Here is a 14,532-nt window from a genome sequence, read left to right as displayed (position 1 = left end):
GGCCCCCGCCCGCAATTCCGGGCGGGGGAGTGCCCCTTCACGGTGTACGGCTCAGTCAGTCACCGCCCGGGCTTACGGGCATCGGCCGTCGCCGCGTCCGTGACGTCCAGGAACACCTGGTCGGCGTCGGGCCAGATGTTGGCCACCGAGTCCTTGATGCGCTCGCAGACCAGCTCGATCTCCTCGCTCTCCAGCCCCGGCGCCAGGTCGATACGGGCTGCGACCAGCGCCGAGTCGGTGCCGAGCCGCATGGTGAGCAGGGCCTCCACACTGTCGATCTCCGGCTGCGCGTCCAGCAACGCCCGGATGCGGTCGCGCATTTCGGGGTCGACCGCCTCCCCGATGAGCTGGTCGCGGGCGTCCTTGCCGAGCCGGTACGCCACGTACCCGAGGAGCACGCCGATGGCCAGCGAGGCCGAGCCCTCCCACACCGCCTGACCGGTCGCCATGTGCAGGGCCATCCCGGCGGTCGCGAGGGCGACGCCGAGCACGGCCGTCCCGTCCTCCGCGACCACCGTGCGCAGCGCGGGATCGCGTCCGATGCCGCCGCCCGGCTGCCCGCGCACCTGGTGCAGGGCCCGCAGCAGGGAACCGCCCTCGGCGAGGAAGGCGACCCCGAGGACGACGAGCCCGGCGATGTACCCGGAGTGCGACTCGTTCGCGCCGGAGCGCAGCGCCTCGATGCCCTGGAAGACGGAGAAGCAGCCGCCCATCACGAAGATGCCCACCGCCGCGAGCAGGGACCAGAAGAAGCGTTCCTTGCCGTAGCCGAAGGGGTGGCGGCGGTCCGGCGGGCGGCGGCTGCGGCGCAGCGCGGCCAGCAGGAAGACCTCGTTGAAGCTGTCCGCGACGGAGTGGGCCGCTTCGGAGAGCAGCGCCGGCGAACCGGCGAAGACCCCGCCGACCGCCTTCGCCACGGCGATGAGCAGATTCGCGCCGAGCGCGACGAGGATGGTGAGCCGGGTGCCCGCGTCCTTGCGGCCGCTCTTCTCCGGTGCCGTGCCGTCGGTGTTCGCGCTCACTGTCCGCGCTCCTCGTGGGGGCCGCGCGCGGAGGGCTCGGTGGGCAGCAGCGGGCCGAGCGGTCCGAGGTCGATGTTGAGGTCTTCGGGGCGGAGCCCGAACTTCGACCGCAGCTCGCCCATCCGGTCCTCCAGGAGCATCAGGGTGAGCCCGATCCGCTCCTCCTGCTCGCCCGTGAGCTCGCCGGTCTCGACGCGACGCAGGGCCTGACGTTCCATCAGCTGACGGAGAAGCTCCACCACGGTCAGGACCAGCCGGGCGAGATCGCGCTCCACCGTGTCGGCGTCGAGCTCCACGCGCCGTCGCCCGCTCATGTGCCCTCCCCCAACAGGCCGTACGGGCTTGCCGGCAGCGCGGCCCCGTCACTCTCGTACGCGCTCTCGAACGGCGAGGGGACCTCCGCGCTCACCGAGCTGACCAGCGCGTTGAGGTCGACCCTGACCAGGTCCACGTCCGCGATGCGCAGGGTCAGATCGCCGGCGAGGACCACGCCTCCCGCGAGGAGCCGGTCGAGCAGATCGACGAGGGCGATCTGCCGCTCGCCGTACCCGCCGTCAGCGGATGCCGTCCGAGTCACCGGCTCCCCCTCCGTCCGCGTCCACGGTGCCCGCGAAGGAGTACGGCGGCCACGGTCCCGTCACCTCGACGCGCACCCCCTCGACCCGCGACCTGTGCTGCTCGACGAGCGCGACGAACTCCGCGCTGCGCTCACGCGGCACCAGATAGGCGGCGTTGAGCACGTTCTCGCCCGGCTGCCCGGAGACCCGCGCGTTCTGCGGCCGGTGCAGCCGCTCCGCCTCGGCGTGCCCGGACAGCTCCTGGTGCAGACCGCGGGAGAGGGCGCCCGCCTGGCGCCAGGTGTCCTCACGGGCCTGGCGCTGCCCCAGCCTGCGGCGCAGATAGTCCCGCCCGCTCGCGGGCTTCGCCCGCGGCGCCGCCGCGGGCTCGGGGTCCCCGGCCTCCGCGTACACCTTGACGCCCCATTCGACCCGTCCGTCCAGCCGTTCCAGGGCCGGTACGAAGCTGGCGCGCCCGGAGTCCAGCAGCCGGCGCACCCCGCTCGTATCCCGGCACACCGTGGCGAGCCGCAGGGGAATCGCGCAGGTCACCGAGGACAGTGCGGCCACCACCGCCTGATGGGCGCGGGCGGTGGCGGCGAGCCAGTCCAGGTCCTCCAGATGGGCGCGGAGCGGGGCGGCGTCGAAGTCCCCGGCGGGCACCGGGCTCGCCGCCGCGCACAGACCGTCGTGGACGATCAGCCGCGGCGGCTCGCCGTCCAGGCCGCTCACGCCCTCGGGCAGCACCCCGTCGAAAGGCCGCACCACCGCGTAGACGTACCACAGCGACTCATTCATCACGTACCACCTCCGCGTGCGCGTCCCGGGAATCGTCGTGACGGCTCTCCAGTTCGGCGATCCGGGCCTGCAATTGCTCGTTCTCGCGGGCGAGTTCACGTCGGCGGGCGGCGCCGGAGAGTGCCGGGTCGTCCTCCCACCAGTCGATGCCCATTTCCTTCGCCTTGTCCAGGGAGGCGACGATGAGGCGGAGCTTGATGGTGAGCAGTTCGATGTCGAGGAGATTGATGCGAATGTCCCCGGCGATGACGATTCCCTTGTCGAGGACGCGTTCGAGAATGTCGGCGAGATTCGCGCCGCCGCCGTCCGACGCATACGGATCGGAGAGCCGTCCCGGGGTCGTCATCAGCGCCTCCGCGAGCCGGACTTGACGTGCCGGCGCCCGGATTCCTCGGGCTCGGGCTCCTCGGCCGCATCCTCTTCCCATTCGTCGTCATATTCGACGGCGTCGCTTTCCTCGGAGTCCTCGGGAACGTCCTCGTCCCCCTCCGGCTCCTCCTCGTACTCGCCCTCCAGAGGCTCCTCGTCCTCAGGGGCCTCGTCGTAGGTGTCCTGGGAAGCCTTCTCGTCGTCGTACCCATCCTGGTCGCGCGTCTTCTCCTCGTGCGCCAGCGCGTCCTCGTGGCTCAGGACGACCTCGCCGTCGCGGATCTCGCCGCGCCAGCCGTCCGGGGCCTCGCCGCGCAGGGCGATGTGCCGGGCGAAGTTCTTCAGGTCGAGCCGGGCCCGGCGGCCCTGGGCGCGCCAGATGTTGCCGGTCCGCTCGAACAGGCCCTTCGGGTAGTACTCGACCACCAGCAGCACCCGGGTGAGGGAGTCGCCCAGCGGGTGGAAGGTGACCACGCCCTTGGTGGTGCCCTTGGCGCCCTCCGAGGTCCACGCGATGCGCGCGTCGGGGATCTGCTCGGTGGTGTGCGCCTTCCAGCTGCGGCTCGACCAGAAGACCTTCAGCTTCCAGTCGGAGGTCGTGTCGTCGGTGCTGTCCGCGCTGCGGACACCCTTGGTGAAGTGGGAGAACTCCTGGTACTGGGTCCACTGGTCGTACGCGTCGCGGACCGGTACGCCGACATCCACCGACTCCATGATGACGGTGGGCTTGCGGCCGCCGCCGCCCTTGCCCCGCTTGCCGCCCAGGTTCTTGAGCGTGTCGGTGACGTTCTCCTTGAGGTGGCCGGCGCCGAGCTCCAGGGCGGTACGGACCGGTCCCTTGCCCTCGGTGAGCTTGCGGCCGCCCTTCAGCGCCAGCGCGGCGAACCCGGGGCTGCGCCCCTCGGCGATGTCGTTCAACTTCCCCGTGGATTCACCGAGTTTGCGCCCGATGCCGGTCAGCGCCCGCTCCAACTGGGCGAGCGCGAGGGCCTGCAGCTCGGACTTGAGGCGGTCCGCGACCGCGCTGTCGACCAGACCCGTCGTCTGTTTCGTCTCAGTCACGGGAACGGCCCCCCTTCGCCTCGGCGCGCTCCGAGGAGCGGCTCTTGGTGCCCGGGGCCCGGCGCGCCGCGGTCTTCTTCGCGGTGACGGCACGGCGTACCGGCTCGGACTTCTTCGCCGACTCCGCCTTCTTCGCGGGCGCGGACCGCTTCGCCCGATCGGTCGTCTTCCTGGCGGGGGCGGTGGCCTTGTCGGCCGCCTCGGTCCCGCTCTCCGCGTCCGGCACCACCCCGGCGATACGGTCCTGCACATCGAGGGTGCGGTCGTGCAGCCGGTCCGCGATCCCTTCGAGCTGCCGGTTGACCAGGGCGCCGGTCGCCGCCTTGCCCACCCCGCGCAGGTCCTCGCGCAGTTGGCCGCCGATCTCCTTGAACTGGGGGTTGCTCTCCAGCTGCCCGGCCGCGAACTCCGCGAGCGCCCCGGGGCTCAGCTTGAGCCGCTTGCCGAGCACCATGGTGCCGATGCCGAACGCGAGCTTGGCCTTCTTGGTGCGGCCGAGCACATAGCCCGCGCCTACCGCGAGCCCTATTGCCAACCGGTTGTTCATCGTGAGGAATTCCTGTTCTCCAGCCGGTCGAGGAGTTCGTCCTCGCGGCGGTCGAACTCGGCCTCGTCGATCTCGCCCGCCATCAACTGCTCCTCCAGCAGGGCGAGTTCCTCGCGAATGGCCGAGGGGTCGTAGTACTGCTGCTCCGCCTGCGCGACCACCTGCTCCAGCACCCAGAAGGTGCCGCGCACAGGGGCCGCGGGAAGCAGCAGCAGTTCTTTGAGCAGGCCCACGCGGAGCCTCCCATCGGGTCGGGCGCGTCAGTCCGTGAAGCTGTACGGGGGCAGCGGGCCGTGCACCTGGACGATGAGGTGCGGCGCCTCCTTGCGCAGCGTCTCCACGGACGCCACGAACTCGTCGGCGCGCTCGCGCGCCACCAGGTACGAGAGGTTGGTCAGCCAGCCGGTGGACTGCGGCCCGGGCCGCTCGTCCTCGGCGGCGCGTTCCAGCGCCCGCTGGATCAGCGCCGCGTCCCGCGCCTCGCGCTGCTGGACCGCGGCGGCGATCCGCTCGCCGAGGTGCAGCTTCTGCTCGTAGGTGCCGCCGCCCGCCCGTCGGTTGGCGTCGCTCATGGCGCGCAACTCGGGGCTGTCGGCGAGCACTTGGTGCAGCACGGCCTCCTCGTCGTGGGCGGCCTTGATGTTGTACTCGACCCTGCCCTCAAGAGCTTCGAGGCGCTCCAGATACCGTTCGCCGTGCTCGGCGAGCGCGGCCTTCACGGCCTCGTCGTCGGGTGAGACGCCGCCGAACCGCATCGGCAGGACCGGGCCGCCCGCGCCCGCCTCGGCGAGCACACTCTGATGGGCCAGCAGATCGCGCCGCTTGGGCCGCAGGTCGTCGGGCGCGTCGCTGACCAGCGCCATCAGCTCGCCCTGGGCGACGGTCCGCACCGGGCGCGGCGGATCCCCGACGCCGCCCATCTCCTCGGGCAGGTGCGCGTGGGCGCGGTGCGCGATCCCGTAGACGTACGTGGTCATTCCTGCTCCTCCTTGCGGCGCGCGGCGGTACGCCGGGTGCGCGGACGCTGCTCGGGTTCGGATTCCTCGCGGGCCTGCTGGAAGGCGTCGGAGATGGTCTGGGCGGCGCCCGAGAGCGCGCCCTTGGACTTGCCGCGCGCACCGGACTCGGTGATCTCCCCGACCAGGTCGGGCAGTCCGGGACTCTTGCGCGGGCCGGCCTCCAGGTCGAGCCGGTTGCACGCCTCGGCGAAGCGCAGATAGGTGTCGACGCTCGCGACGACCACCCGTACATCGATCTTGAGTATCTCGATGCCGACGAGGGAGACGCGCACGAACGCGTCGATCACGAGCCCCCGGTCGAGCACCAGCTCCAGGACGTCGTAGAGACCACTGGTCCCGCCGCTGCCGCCTTGTTGTGCCGGGACAACCGTCATGGTGTCCGGACCTCCTTGTCTGTGAAGTCGTCTGTGTCGTCTGTGCCGTCTGTGAAGTCGTGTCTCAGGGGTTGCGGTCGGCCCGCCCCCGCTCGTACCGGCGCAGTTGCCGGTAGCCGGTCAGCTCGCCGCGCCGGTCCAGCTCCACCTCGTACGAGGCGAGCAGGCTCATGGTGTCCGGGACCCGGACGAGTTCGAGGACCTCGATGCGCAGCACCCAGCCGTCCTCGGCGCGTTCGAAGGACGAGACCGACTCCGCCGTCATACCGGTGAGTTCGGCGAGCTGGGCCCGTGCGCCGCGCAGCACGTCCATCGCGCCGGGCAGCTCCTCCTGGGACTTGCGCTTGTTGCCGGACGAGTTCTCTGATGTGTTCGCCATGTCACCTCGCATCTGAGACCTTCCGGGTAGCCCCGCGCGGGCGGGGCAAACCCGTTGGATCAACTCGTGACGACCCGCTCGTACAGCACCCGGACCGTCGCCGTGATGGACGCGCCGCGTCGATCCCGGCCTCGGCCAGTTGCTCCTCGGGGGTCGCGGAGCCGGGCATGTTCTCGACGGCGAGCCTGACGAGGCGGGGCATCGGGCGGCCGTCGGCGAAGCACTCGGCGACCGCGTCGCCGATGCCGCCCTGCGCGCGGTGGTCCTCTACGGTGACCAGACACCCCGTCAGCGCCGCCGCCTCCTGGAGCACCCGCTCGTCGACCGGCTTCACCGAGTACAGGTCGATGACCCGCACCGGGATGCCGCCCTCCTCCAGCGCGTCCGCCGCGACCAGCGCCTCGTGGACGGTGACACCCGCCGCGACCAGGGTCACCTTGTCCTGCGGCGAGGACCGCAGCACCTTGGCGCCGCCGACCGGGAACTCCTCGTCGGGCCCGTAGAGGACCGGGGTGTCGCCCCGGGTGGTGCGCAGATAGCGGATGCCCTCGCCGTCCGCGGTCGCTGCGACGAGCTTCGCCGGTCGTTGGCGGGGTGCTCGGGCCGCTCGAAGTCGTACCGCAGATGACCGGCCAGGAGCACGGCGGCCAGGTCGGCGCGGACATCGAAGAGGTGGGGTGGCCGGACCCGGCGGCATCGGCGGCGCGGACCGAGTCGACCCTCAACTGCTGCCCCAATTCGGTCAGTTCGGTGCGGTCGGCGGTGTGGGCGCTCTTCATGGTCAGTCCTTTCGGGTCGTGGGTGCCGGGCCGCCCGGGATGCGGGCCTGCTCCGGGGTCGCCGTGTCCAGCGGCACCGACCAGGACCGCACAAGGCCCAGCTGGACGCCCTGGCGGGGGAGTACGGCGTCGAGCAGCCAGTCGGCCGCCACGCGCACCCGGTTGCCGGGCATGGCGGCGAGGTGGTAGCCGCGGGTGACGGCGCCGGCGAGGATGCCCGAGAGCGGTACGCCGAGCGGGTTGGCCGCGGCCTGCACTCCGCCGAGGTCCACGACGAACCCCAAGTCGTTGTGTTTGTAGGGTTGTTGGGTGCCGAAGCCGAGCGAGGCGGCGACGTTGAGCGCGGCCGTCTTTCCCTGCCGGGAGGCGTGCTGCGCGGTCATCGGGGTGAACTCGCCCGGCCGGGTGAGGTCGGGCACGGCCGCCGCGTCGCCGCAGGCGAACACCTCGGGGCGGCCCGGCACGCTCAGCTGCGGCCCCACCAGCAGCCGTCCGCGCTCCACGGACAGACCGAGCTCCGAGACCAGCGGATCCGGCCGCACGCCCACGCACCAGATGAGGGTGCGGGTCGGGATGAACTCGCCGTCGTCCAGGTGCACCCCGTCGTCGGTCGCCTCCTTCACCGAGGTGCCCGTGCGTACGTCGACACCCCGGCGGCGCAGCACCCGGTCGGCCGTGGTGGACAGCCTGCGGTCGAGTTCGGGCAGCAGCCGGTCGGCGATGTCGAGCAGGATCCAGCGCGCCGGTTCGCGCCGGTCGAGGGCGTCGGTGAACAGCTTTCCGTGCGCGGCCACCTCGGTGCCGGTGTAGCCGCCGCCCACCACCACGAAGGTGCGCCGCGCGGCCCGTTCCTCCGGCGTGTCGGTGCCCTGCGCGGCCAGTTCCATCTGCCGGGTGACGTGGTCGCGCAGATACAGCGCCTCGGGCATCCCACGGAAGCCGTGTGCGTGCTCGGTGACCCCGGGCACCGGAAGCAGCTTGTTGACGCTGCCCACGGCGAGCACCAGCCGGTCGTACACCAGCTCGCCCGGCACCCCCTCCGGCCCCGTGTAGTGCACCTTCGAGGCATCCAGATCGACGCTTCCGGCCTCACCGAGGACGAGCCGCACCCCGGGAAGCGTCCCGGTCAGGGAGACGGTGACCCGGCGCGGCTCCAGGATCCCGGCGGAGACCTGGGGGAGCAGCGGGAGATAGAGGAAGTAGTCGGTGGGGTTGAGCAGGGTGATCCGGGCGCGGCCGCGCATACGGCGGGAGAGGGTGCGGGCGGCCTGGTATCCGGCGAACCCGGCCCCGACGACGACGATGCGGGGACGGTCCGGAGTCTGGGTGGTCACGTTCGGCTCCCGGTGGCTGGGGGCAGGCGGACAGGCTTCCCGCGTGCCCTCCGCGGGCGGGGTCAAACACGGGGCGGGGCGCTTCGGCGGGCGGTGGATGGCCGCGGTGGATGGCCGTGTCGGACGGCCGTGTCGGATGGCCGTGTCGGATGGCCGTGTCGGACGCCGGTGGTCATGGCCGTCCGACATCGAGGTCGTACCGGTCCCGGTGGACGGCCTGTGGGCCAGGGACACGGTCCCGGTGTTCGTGGAGGACGGCGGGAAGGTGCGCGGCGTCGGCCTCGACCTCAGCGGCCGGGGCGGCAAGCAGCGGTACGCCGACGACGCCGGGGTCGCCCGCGCGGTGCTCGCGAAGTGCGGCATCCCGCGCGAGCGGACCTGGCACGTGGCCGAGGGCGGTTCGTTCGAGACCGACGGCGCGGGCACGCCGATGGTCACCGAGAGCTCGGTGGTCAACGACAACCGCAGCCGCGGCAGGTCCCGGCAGCAGATCGAGGACGAGCTGAAGCGGCTGCTCGGCATGGCGAAGGTGATCTGGTTCGACGGCGTGCGCGGCGAGGACATCACCGACGCGCACGTCGACTCGCCGGCCCGTTTCGTCGCGCCCGGAGTCGTCCTCCTGGACCGGGCGTTCCCGGGCGAGCCCGCGGACTCCTGGTCCCGCTCGGCCGATCAGGCCAGGCGGGTCCTCAAGGACGCCACGGACGCGCGCGGAAAGAAGAACGAGGCCATCGACCTGCCGCAGCCCGCCCCCGCCCCCGACCGCACCGGCCCCGAGATGCCCACCTCGTACGTCAACTTCTACGTCGCCAACGGGGCCGTGTTCGTACCGGAGTTGGGCGACGCCAAGGCCGACGACCGCGCCAACGGGATCCTGCGCGACCCCTTCCCCGGCCGCGGAGTCGTCGCCGTGAAGATCGACGCCATCGCCTCAGGCGGGGGCGGCATCCACTGCTCGACCCACGAACAGCCGGGCGCCCGCGGAGTGAGGCGGGGGCGCCCGGTCCGGTGGGGAGGCGGGGCGGTCCGCCGGGAACCCACGCCCTGGATCCTCCGTCTGCCGGGGCAGGAAGTCGGTCCCGGCGCTGTGGCCCGAACGCCTCGATCTCGTCCGGGTGTTCACGCGGCGGGCCGGCAGGTGGTCGTCCCGGGCGGTGGCGCGGCATCTCTTGGAGGGCGGCGTCTGGCCTCGTTCAGAACTCGGAGTTGGCGAACCAGCGCTCCAGCAGCTCCGCGTCCCCGCTCGTCTCCACCGACCCGGCCGAGCGGTCGAGGCGGCCGTAGACGAGCAGCAGGAGGTCGGCGGCGGTTCCCCGGACGGTGGCGTCGGCGGCCGTGCCGTTCGCGTCCGGGACGAGGCCGAAGCCGTCGGGGCGCAGCTGTACGAGCCATTCGCCGTCCGTGTCCGCGCACACGAAGCGGATGTGCTGGACGGACCCGGCGGCGCGCAGATTCGCGACCTTGGGTGCGAAGAACGCGGCGAAGGGGAGGTTGACCAGGAACTCGTCGACGCCGTCCCGGGCGAGCGCGCGGTCGATCTCGGAGTCCAGCCCCAGAGTCCGCTCCGCGTCGAAGCGGTGCACCAGGACCTCGAACAGCATCCGGCGCACCCAGAAGCGGGCGTGGCCGTCCGCGCCCCAGACCCACATCGGCGCGTCGAGGTCCGTGCTCGCGAACGCCTGCGCCGCCTCGGCCGCGCCCGACGCGAGCCAGTCGGCGTAGCCGTCCTCCCGCTCCGGCAGCCGCAGGTCCACGTCGCGGCTCTTGGGCCGCTCCTGGACGCGACCGCGCAGCAGCGCCGTGAACATGCGCTGCGCGCCGCCGGTGTGCTTGATCAGGTCGACCAGGGTCCAGCCCGGGCAGGTGGGTACGGCGAGCGTCAGGTCGGCGCCCTTGACCAGGCCCGCGAACCGGGCGCTCTCCGCGGCGACGGCCGTGCGGTGGTCGAGCGGTTCGGCAGTGTTCATGGTGTCGCGCCTCCTGGCATACCGGTTCTGCTTCACCGGCAGCGTGTCACAGCCGCCCCGGCCGGGTGCGGGCGGGCAGGCGGCTCGCGCGTGGGGTGCGCCCGCTACTTCACCGCGGCACTGGCCAGCACCGCGTCGACCACCTGGCTGTCGGTCGGCTCGGGTGACTCGGTGACGCCGAGCAGGAAGGCCGAGCGGTCGCCGCTCCGCGTGACGATGGTCAGGCGCAGCCGGCCCGCCCTGCCGGTGTCGTCGTGCACGCTCAGCGCCACCGTGTACGCGGGACGGCCGCTCACCGCCGTGGCCCTGGACTCCTCCACCACCGACTTGCCGTCCGGGTAGAAGAACTCCGCGTTGGACCGGGCCGCCGTCTCCGTACACTGCTTCAGGGCCGACTCGTCGATCCCCCTGCCGCGCCCGGCGAGTACGGCGGCGCCGCCCTGGCCCTCGGGCCCCTTGGTGGTGATCGAGGAAGTGAAGGCCTGGATCAGATCCTTGCCGTCGTTGCGCTTCCAGCCCTCGGGCACGGCGTACGAGAGCCCGGCCGAGGCATCCGTCACGCGCGGCCGCCCGGCCAGCGGGGAGCTGTCCTCGTCCCGGGTCAGCCACCACACCGCCGCCCCGGCCACGAGCACCAGGACCAGCGCGCCGACGATGACGCCTACGATCCGGGCGCGCCGGGTGCGCGGCTGTCCGGGCTGGACCGGAGCCATCGGCTGAAGGGGCGGCGGGCTGACGGAGGGCGGTGTTGTCATGGCCCCAGCTTCCGGGGCGAGGCCGGGCGCGGACCTGAGCGGTCGTACTCAGCCCGGTGCCCACAGGTACTCACCACTACTCAGACCACTCACCCGTACTCAGACCACTCACCCGTACTCAGACCACTCACCCGTAGCCGGCTCCCTGGGGCACGCCAGTTCCATCCGTCCCGTTTCGGTCCGCCGCGACCAGGGGAAGTAACCCCGCCATGACCACACTTGGCGCTGTCTTCCGTCCGCAGAACGCTCCCGAACGCCTCCGCTCCGTCGCCCTCGCGGCCGACTCCGCCGGTCTCGAACAGCTCTGGCTCTGGGAGGACTGCTTCCTGGAGAGCGGCATCGCCAGTGCGGCGGCGGCGCTGGCGTGGACCGAGCGGCTGCACGTGGGCGTCGGGCTGCTGCCGGTGCCGCTGCGCAATGTGGCGCTGACCGCGATGGAGAGCGCGACGCTGCACCGGCTCTTCCCCGGCCGCGTCACCCTGGCCGTGGGCCACGGGGTGCAGGACTGGATGGAGCAGGTCGGGGCGCGGGCCGAGTCGCCGCTGACGCTGCTGCGGGAGCATCTCGGTGCGCTGCGCGGCTTGTTGGGCGGGGAGAGCGTCACCGTCGCCGGACGCTATGTGCGGCTCGACGGGGTCGCGCTGGACTATCCGCCGCACGGGCCCGCCCCGGTGCTGTCGGGCGCGACCGGCCCGCGCACCCTGCGTCTGTCCGGCGAGGCGTCCGACGGCAGCGTCCTGGTGGCGGGCACCGGCCCGGACGGGGTGCGCCGGGCCCGTACGCTCGTCGACGAAGGCCGGGCCGCGGCCGCCCGCACCGACCACCACCCCCTGGTCGTCCATCTGCTCGCCGCCACCGGGCCGGACGCCGCCGAGCGGGTGCGTGCGGAGCTCACGGCGAAGAAGGGCGGGGACGGCTTCGCCGTGGCCGGGGACGCCGCTGCCGTCGCGGAGGCGGTGCGGCGGCTCGCCGAGGCCGGGGCGGACAGTGTGATCCTCGAACCCACCGCCGACGAGCCGGACGCCGAGGCGTTCGTCCGGTTCACCGCCGAGGAGGTCCGCCCGCTGGTGCCGTGACCGCCCGCCCGTTCCTCACCCGACGGTCGAGGGCGCGAGGGTGAAGCCGGAGCCCTCGCGCCGGACCTCGACGAGACCGGCCCCGGCGAAGTGTGCCGGAACGACCAACTCCCGCTCGGTCGCGGCCCGTTCGAGGATGCGGCGGCGGCTGGCCACTGCCTGGCCCGCGTCGAGGCAGAAGCCGCTGTTGCAGGACGGGTCGAGGATCTGCACCGGGCTGTGCAGCAGGTCCCCCACGAAGACCGCCCGGTCGGTCCCGGACGCGAGCCGCAGGACGGACGAGCCGGGGGTGTGGCCGGGGGCGGACTCCAGGGTGAGGTGTTCGTCGATGCGGTACGAGCCGTCCCACAGCACGGCCTGCCCCGCCCGGTGGACCGGCGCCACGCTGTCCTCGTAGAGCAGCCGGTCGTCCCGGCGGACGCCGTTCGCGTACGAGTTGTCCGGTCCGTAGTGGAAGTCGTCGGCGGCGGGGAGGAGATAGCGGGCGTTGGGGAACGTGGGCACCCACTCCCCGTCGACGTCCCTGGTGTTCCAGCCGACGTGGTCGCTGTGGATGTGCGTGTTGACGACGACGTCGACGTCCTCGGGGCGCACACCGGCCCGCGCCAGAGCGCCGAGGAAGTCGCCCTGCCAGTGGTGGAAGCGCGGCGAGTCGGGCCGCTCGCGCCCGTTGCCCACTCCGGTGTCGACCAGAACGGTCCGTCCGCCGCTGCGCAGCACCCACGTCTGGAGCGCGAGCACCGCCGTGTCGCTCTCCGGCTCCCAGTGGTCGGGTGCCAGCCAGTCCTCGTTGTCCTTCCACACCTCGGCGCCGGACTCCGGGACGAGGCCACGGGCGGGCACGAACGGCCCCTGCCACTCGACGGCCCGCGTGACCTCGACGTCCCCCAGCGTGATGCTCTGCTCGCTCTCCATGCTCATGCCTTCGACCGTACGGCGGAGCGGGTGAGCTTCTCAATGCCTGTTCGGCTCATCTGGATACGCATACGTCTCATCGTCGGCCCAGGAGATACGCTGCCGGGGTGGACGTGGTGAGCGATGCGATCTCAGCCGTACGGATGGGGCGGCCCTCCTCCAACCGGGTGCGGGCCAGCGGAAGCTGGTGCACACGCCTCGCCCCGTACGACGGAGCCGGTTTCCACATCGTCCTTGAGGGCTCCTGCTGGCTGCTGCCCGACGCCGGCGCCCCGGTCGCGCTCGGCGTGGGTGACGCGGTGCTGCTGCCGCACGGCGCGGGGCACGTGCTCGCGGACTCCGCCGTCGACGCGGAGGCCGTGGCGCGGGCGCTGCCGTTCGACGACTGGTCCGGTGGCGGGTATCCGCCCTCGGGGCCGATGTCTTCCGTCTCCGCCGACGCGCAGGCGCAACTCCATGTGCTCTGCGGGAAGTACCGGCTCGACCACAGCCGTGTCCACCCGCTCATGGCGGAGCTGCCGCAGGTCGTCCATCTGCCGCACCGAGTGGGCCGCCACCCCGAACTCCGTGCCGCGATCGACCTGTTGGGCGGCGAGCTCGGCGGCCCGCGCCCCGGCGCGGGCATCGCGGTCACCAGCCTGCTCGACCTCCTGCTCGTCTATATGATCCGGGCCTGGATGAGCGAGAGCACGGCCGGAGCGTGGTCGGCCGCGCTGGGCGACCCGGTGGTGGCGAGCGCTCTGCGCGCGCTGCACGCGGATCCGGCCGCCCCGTGGAGCAACGACCGGCTGGCCGCCGAGGCTGGTGTCTCCCGCCCCACCCTGGCCCGCCGGTTCACCGCGCTGGTGGGCCGCCCGCCGATGGCGTACCTCACCTGGTGGCGGCTGACCCGCGCGGCGACCCTGCTCCGCGACACGACCGACCCTCTGGCCGCCATCGCCGCCCGGATCGGCTACGGCACCCCGTACGCCTTCTCCCACGCCTTCAGCAGGGAGTTCGGCACCACGCCCGGCCGCTACCGCGAAGGCCGTCAAGGAGATCGCGCCCGCGGACCGGCCTAGCCGGGGGAGCATGGTGGTGTGCCGATACGCAGAGGAACACCACCGCAGCCCACCCCGGTCGACGACCCCCTCCTGGAGCAGGCCCTCTCCGACCTCGACTGGTACGCGCGGACACGCGACCGGGCCCGGCGGTGGCACTGGACCACCGAACTCGGCGCGCTGCTCACCGGCGCCGCCACCGTGGTCGCGGCGGGCATCCCGGCGCCCGCCGCGGCCACCGCCACGCTGGCCGGACTCACCGTCTTCATCGGTGGATTCCGGCAGGTGTTCAACCACACCGAGCGCCATGTGCTCGCCGCGGAGGCCTGGTCGAGGCTGCGGCTGGCGATCCGGCGCTACCGGCTGATCCCGGAGGGGGAACGGGACGAGGCGAGCCGCCGCCGGCTGCAGGAGGAGATCGAGGACGTGGCGACCACCGAGCTGCAGAACTGGGCCGCGGGCCGCCGTGGACTGCGGCCGGGAGCGATGCCGGGAAGTCAGCTGCCGCAGTGACACCGTGGGATCTGTTTCCATAGAGG

The 14,532-nt window shown here is 72.6% G+C and carries 18 protein-coding genes and 2 pseudogenes; 4 read left to right on the top strand and 16 right to left on the bottom strand.

Translation table 11 applies throughout. The annotated features are described in order from the left end of the window. Positions 1-59: 59 nt before the first annotated feature. The 13 genes and pseudogenes from ACFWA7_RS23960 to ACFWA7_RS23900 all read right to left on the bottom strand — a co-directional run bounded on the left by ACFWA7_RS23960 (position 60) and on the right by ACFWA7_RS23900 (position 8,240). Entirely contained in the window at positions 60-1,022 is a 963-nt protein-coding gene (locus tag ACFWA7_RS23960) for a cation diffusion facilitator family transporter (protein ID WP_385825111.1), read from the bottom strand. Next, positions 1,019-1,336: a gas vesicle protein K gene (locus tag ACFWA7_RS23955; RefSeq protein WP_385541490.1), complete on the bottom strand. Its 318-nt coding sequence runs from the start codon at positions 1,334-1,336 to the stop codon at positions 1,019-1,021. The genes ACFWA7_RS23960 and ACFWA7_RS23955 overlap by 4 nt, the downstream gene beginning before the upstream one ends. Next, a complete protein-coding gene (locus ACFWA7_RS23950) occupies positions 1,333-1,599 on the bottom strand; it encodes a gas vesicle protein (protein ID WP_385541492.1) in 267 nt (88 codons plus the stop codon). The genes ACFWA7_RS23955 and ACFWA7_RS23950 overlap by 4 nt, the downstream gene beginning before the upstream one ends. Continuing rightward, positions 1,577-2,377 carry a GvpL/GvpF family gas vesicle protein gene (locus ACFWA7_RS23945; RefSeq protein ID WP_385825109.1) on the bottom strand — a complete coding sequence of 267 codons (801 nt, stop codon included), beginning with the start codon at positions 2,375-2,377 and terminating at the stop codon, positions 1,577-1,579. The genes ACFWA7_RS23950 and ACFWA7_RS23945 overlap by 23 nt, the downstream gene beginning before the upstream one ends. Further along, positions 2,370-2,723, bottom strand: a complete 354-nt coding sequence (locus ACFWA7_RS23940; protein WP_385541496.1) for a gas vesicle protein — start codon at positions 2,721-2,723, stop codon at positions 2,370-2,372. The genes ACFWA7_RS23945 and ACFWA7_RS23940 overlap by 8 nt, the downstream gene beginning before the upstream one ends. Continuing rightward, positions 2,723-3,808: an SRPBCC family protein gene (locus ACFWA7_RS23935; RefSeq protein ID WP_385541498.1), complete on the bottom strand. Its 1,086-nt coding sequence runs from the start codon at positions 3,806-3,808 to the stop codon at positions 2,723-2,725. The genes ACFWA7_RS23940 and ACFWA7_RS23935 overlap by 1 nt, the downstream gene beginning before the upstream one ends. After that, complete coding sequence (locus ACFWA7_RS23930; protein ID WP_385825107.1) at positions 3,801-4,355, bottom strand: DNA primase; 555 nt, start codon at positions 4,353-4,355, stop codon at positions 3,801-3,803. The genes ACFWA7_RS23935 and ACFWA7_RS23930 overlap by 8 nt, the downstream gene beginning before the upstream one ends. Next, positions 4,352-4,588 carry a gas vesicle protein GvpG gene (locus ACFWA7_RS23925; protein ID WP_385541502.1) on the bottom strand — a complete coding sequence of 79 codons (237 nt, stop codon included), beginning with the start codon at positions 4,586-4,588 and terminating at the stop codon, positions 4,352-4,354. Before ACFWA7_RS23925 ends, ACFWA7_RS23930 begins: the two co-directional genes overlap by 4 nt. A gap of 27 nt (positions 4,589-4,615) precedes the next feature. Continuing rightward, on the bottom strand, positions 4,616-5,332 hold the full coding sequence (locus ACFWA7_RS23920; protein WP_385825105.1) for a GvpL/GvpF family gas vesicle protein: 717 nt from the start codon (positions 5,330-5,332) through the stop codon (positions 4,616-4,618). Beyond that, positions 5,329-5,748 carry a gas vesicle structural protein GvpA gene (locus ACFWA7_RS23915; protein ID WP_385541506.1) on the bottom strand — a complete coding sequence of 140 codons (420 nt, stop codon included), beginning with the start codon at positions 5,746-5,748 and terminating at the stop codon, positions 5,329-5,331. The genes ACFWA7_RS23920 and ACFWA7_RS23915 overlap by 4 nt, the downstream gene beginning before the upstream one ends. Positions 5,749-5,812: 64 nt before the next feature. After that, a complete protein-coding gene (locus tag ACFWA7_RS23910; RefSeq protein WP_385541508.1) occupies positions 5,813-6,127 on the bottom strand; it encodes a gas vesicle protein in 315 nt (104 codons plus the stop codon). A gap of 59 nt (positions 6,128-6,186) precedes the next feature. Next, a pseudogene (locus ACFWA7_RS23905) lies at positions 6,187-6,707 on the bottom strand (transketolase C-terminal domain-containing protein); the annotation flags it as partial. A 201-nt stretch (positions 6,708-6,908) separates the two neighbouring features. Continuing rightward, positions 6,909-8,240, bottom strand: coding sequence for an NAD(P)/FAD-dependent oxidoreductase (locus ACFWA7_RS23900; protein ID WP_385541510.1), 1,332 nt, complete (start codon positions 8,238-8,240; stop codon positions 6,909-6,911). Here ACFWA7_RS23900 and ACFWA7_RS23895 point away from each other — a divergent pair. Next, positions 8,209-9,153, top strand: a pseudogene (locus ACFWA7_RS23895) (agmatine/peptidylarginine deiminase); the annotation flags it as partial. The gene ACFWA7_RS23900 and the pseudogene ACFWA7_RS23895 overlap by 32 nt on opposite strands. A 280-nt stretch (positions 9,154-9,433) precedes the next feature. Here ACFWA7_RS23895 and ACFWA7_RS23890 read toward each other — a convergent pair. Next, positions 9,434-10,207 (bottom strand): maleylpyruvate isomerase family mycothiol-dependent enzyme, encoded by a 774-nt coding sequence (locus ACFWA7_RS23890; protein WP_385825103.1) that lies wholly within the window; start codon positions 10,205-10,207, stop codon positions 9,434-9,436. A gap of 104 nt (positions 10,208-10,311) precedes the next feature. Continuing rightward, positions 10,312-10,962, bottom strand: a complete 651-nt coding sequence (locus ACFWA7_RS23885; protein WP_385825101.1) for a hypothetical protein — start codon at positions 10,960-10,962, stop codon at positions 10,312-10,314. A 209-nt stretch (positions 10,963-11,171) separates the two neighbouring features. Between ACFWA7_RS23885 and ACFWA7_RS23880 the strand changes: the two genes are divergently transcribed. Continuing rightward, positions 11,172-12,038 carry an LLM class flavin-dependent oxidoreductase gene (locus ACFWA7_RS23880; RefSeq protein WP_385825098.1) on the top strand — a complete coding sequence of 289 codons (867 nt, stop codon included), beginning with the start codon at positions 11,172-11,174 and terminating at the stop codon, positions 12,036-12,038. A gap of 15 nt (positions 12,039-12,053) precedes the next feature. Here ACFWA7_RS23880 and ACFWA7_RS23875 read toward each other — a convergent pair whose 3' ends face one another. Beyond that, positions 12,054-12,959 (bottom strand): MBL fold metallo-hydrolase, encoded by a 906-nt coding sequence (locus tag ACFWA7_RS23875; RefSeq protein WP_385541518.1) that lies wholly within the window; start codon positions 12,957-12,959, stop codon positions 12,054-12,056. 101 nt (positions 12,960-13,060) lie between these two features. Here ACFWA7_RS23875 and ACFWA7_RS23870 point away from each other — a divergent pair, with 101 nt between their 5' ends. Both ACFWA7_RS23870 and ACFWA7_RS23865 read left to right on the top strand, forming a co-directional pair. Then, positions 13,061-14,014 (top strand): cupin domain-containing protein, encoded by a 954-nt coding sequence (locus ACFWA7_RS23870; protein ID WP_385825096.1) that lies wholly within the window; start codon positions 13,061-13,063, stop codon positions 14,012-14,014. An 18-nt stretch (positions 14,015-14,032) separates the two neighbouring features. Next, on the top strand, positions 14,033-14,506 hold the full coding sequence (locus tag ACFWA7_RS23865; protein WP_385825094.1) for an SLATT domain-containing protein: 474 nt from the start codon (positions 14,033-14,035) through the stop codon (positions 14,504-14,506). The last annotated feature ends 26 nt before the right edge of the window (positions 14,507-14,532 follow it).

Source organism: Streptomyces sp. NPDC059994 (genome assembly GCF_042737755.1).
Lineage (GTDB): Bacteria > Actinomycetota > Actinomycetes > Streptomycetales > Streptomycetaceae > Streptomyces.
Note: the sequence above shows the minus strand (reverse complement) of the source record. Positions and strands in the feature narration are given on the sequence as shown.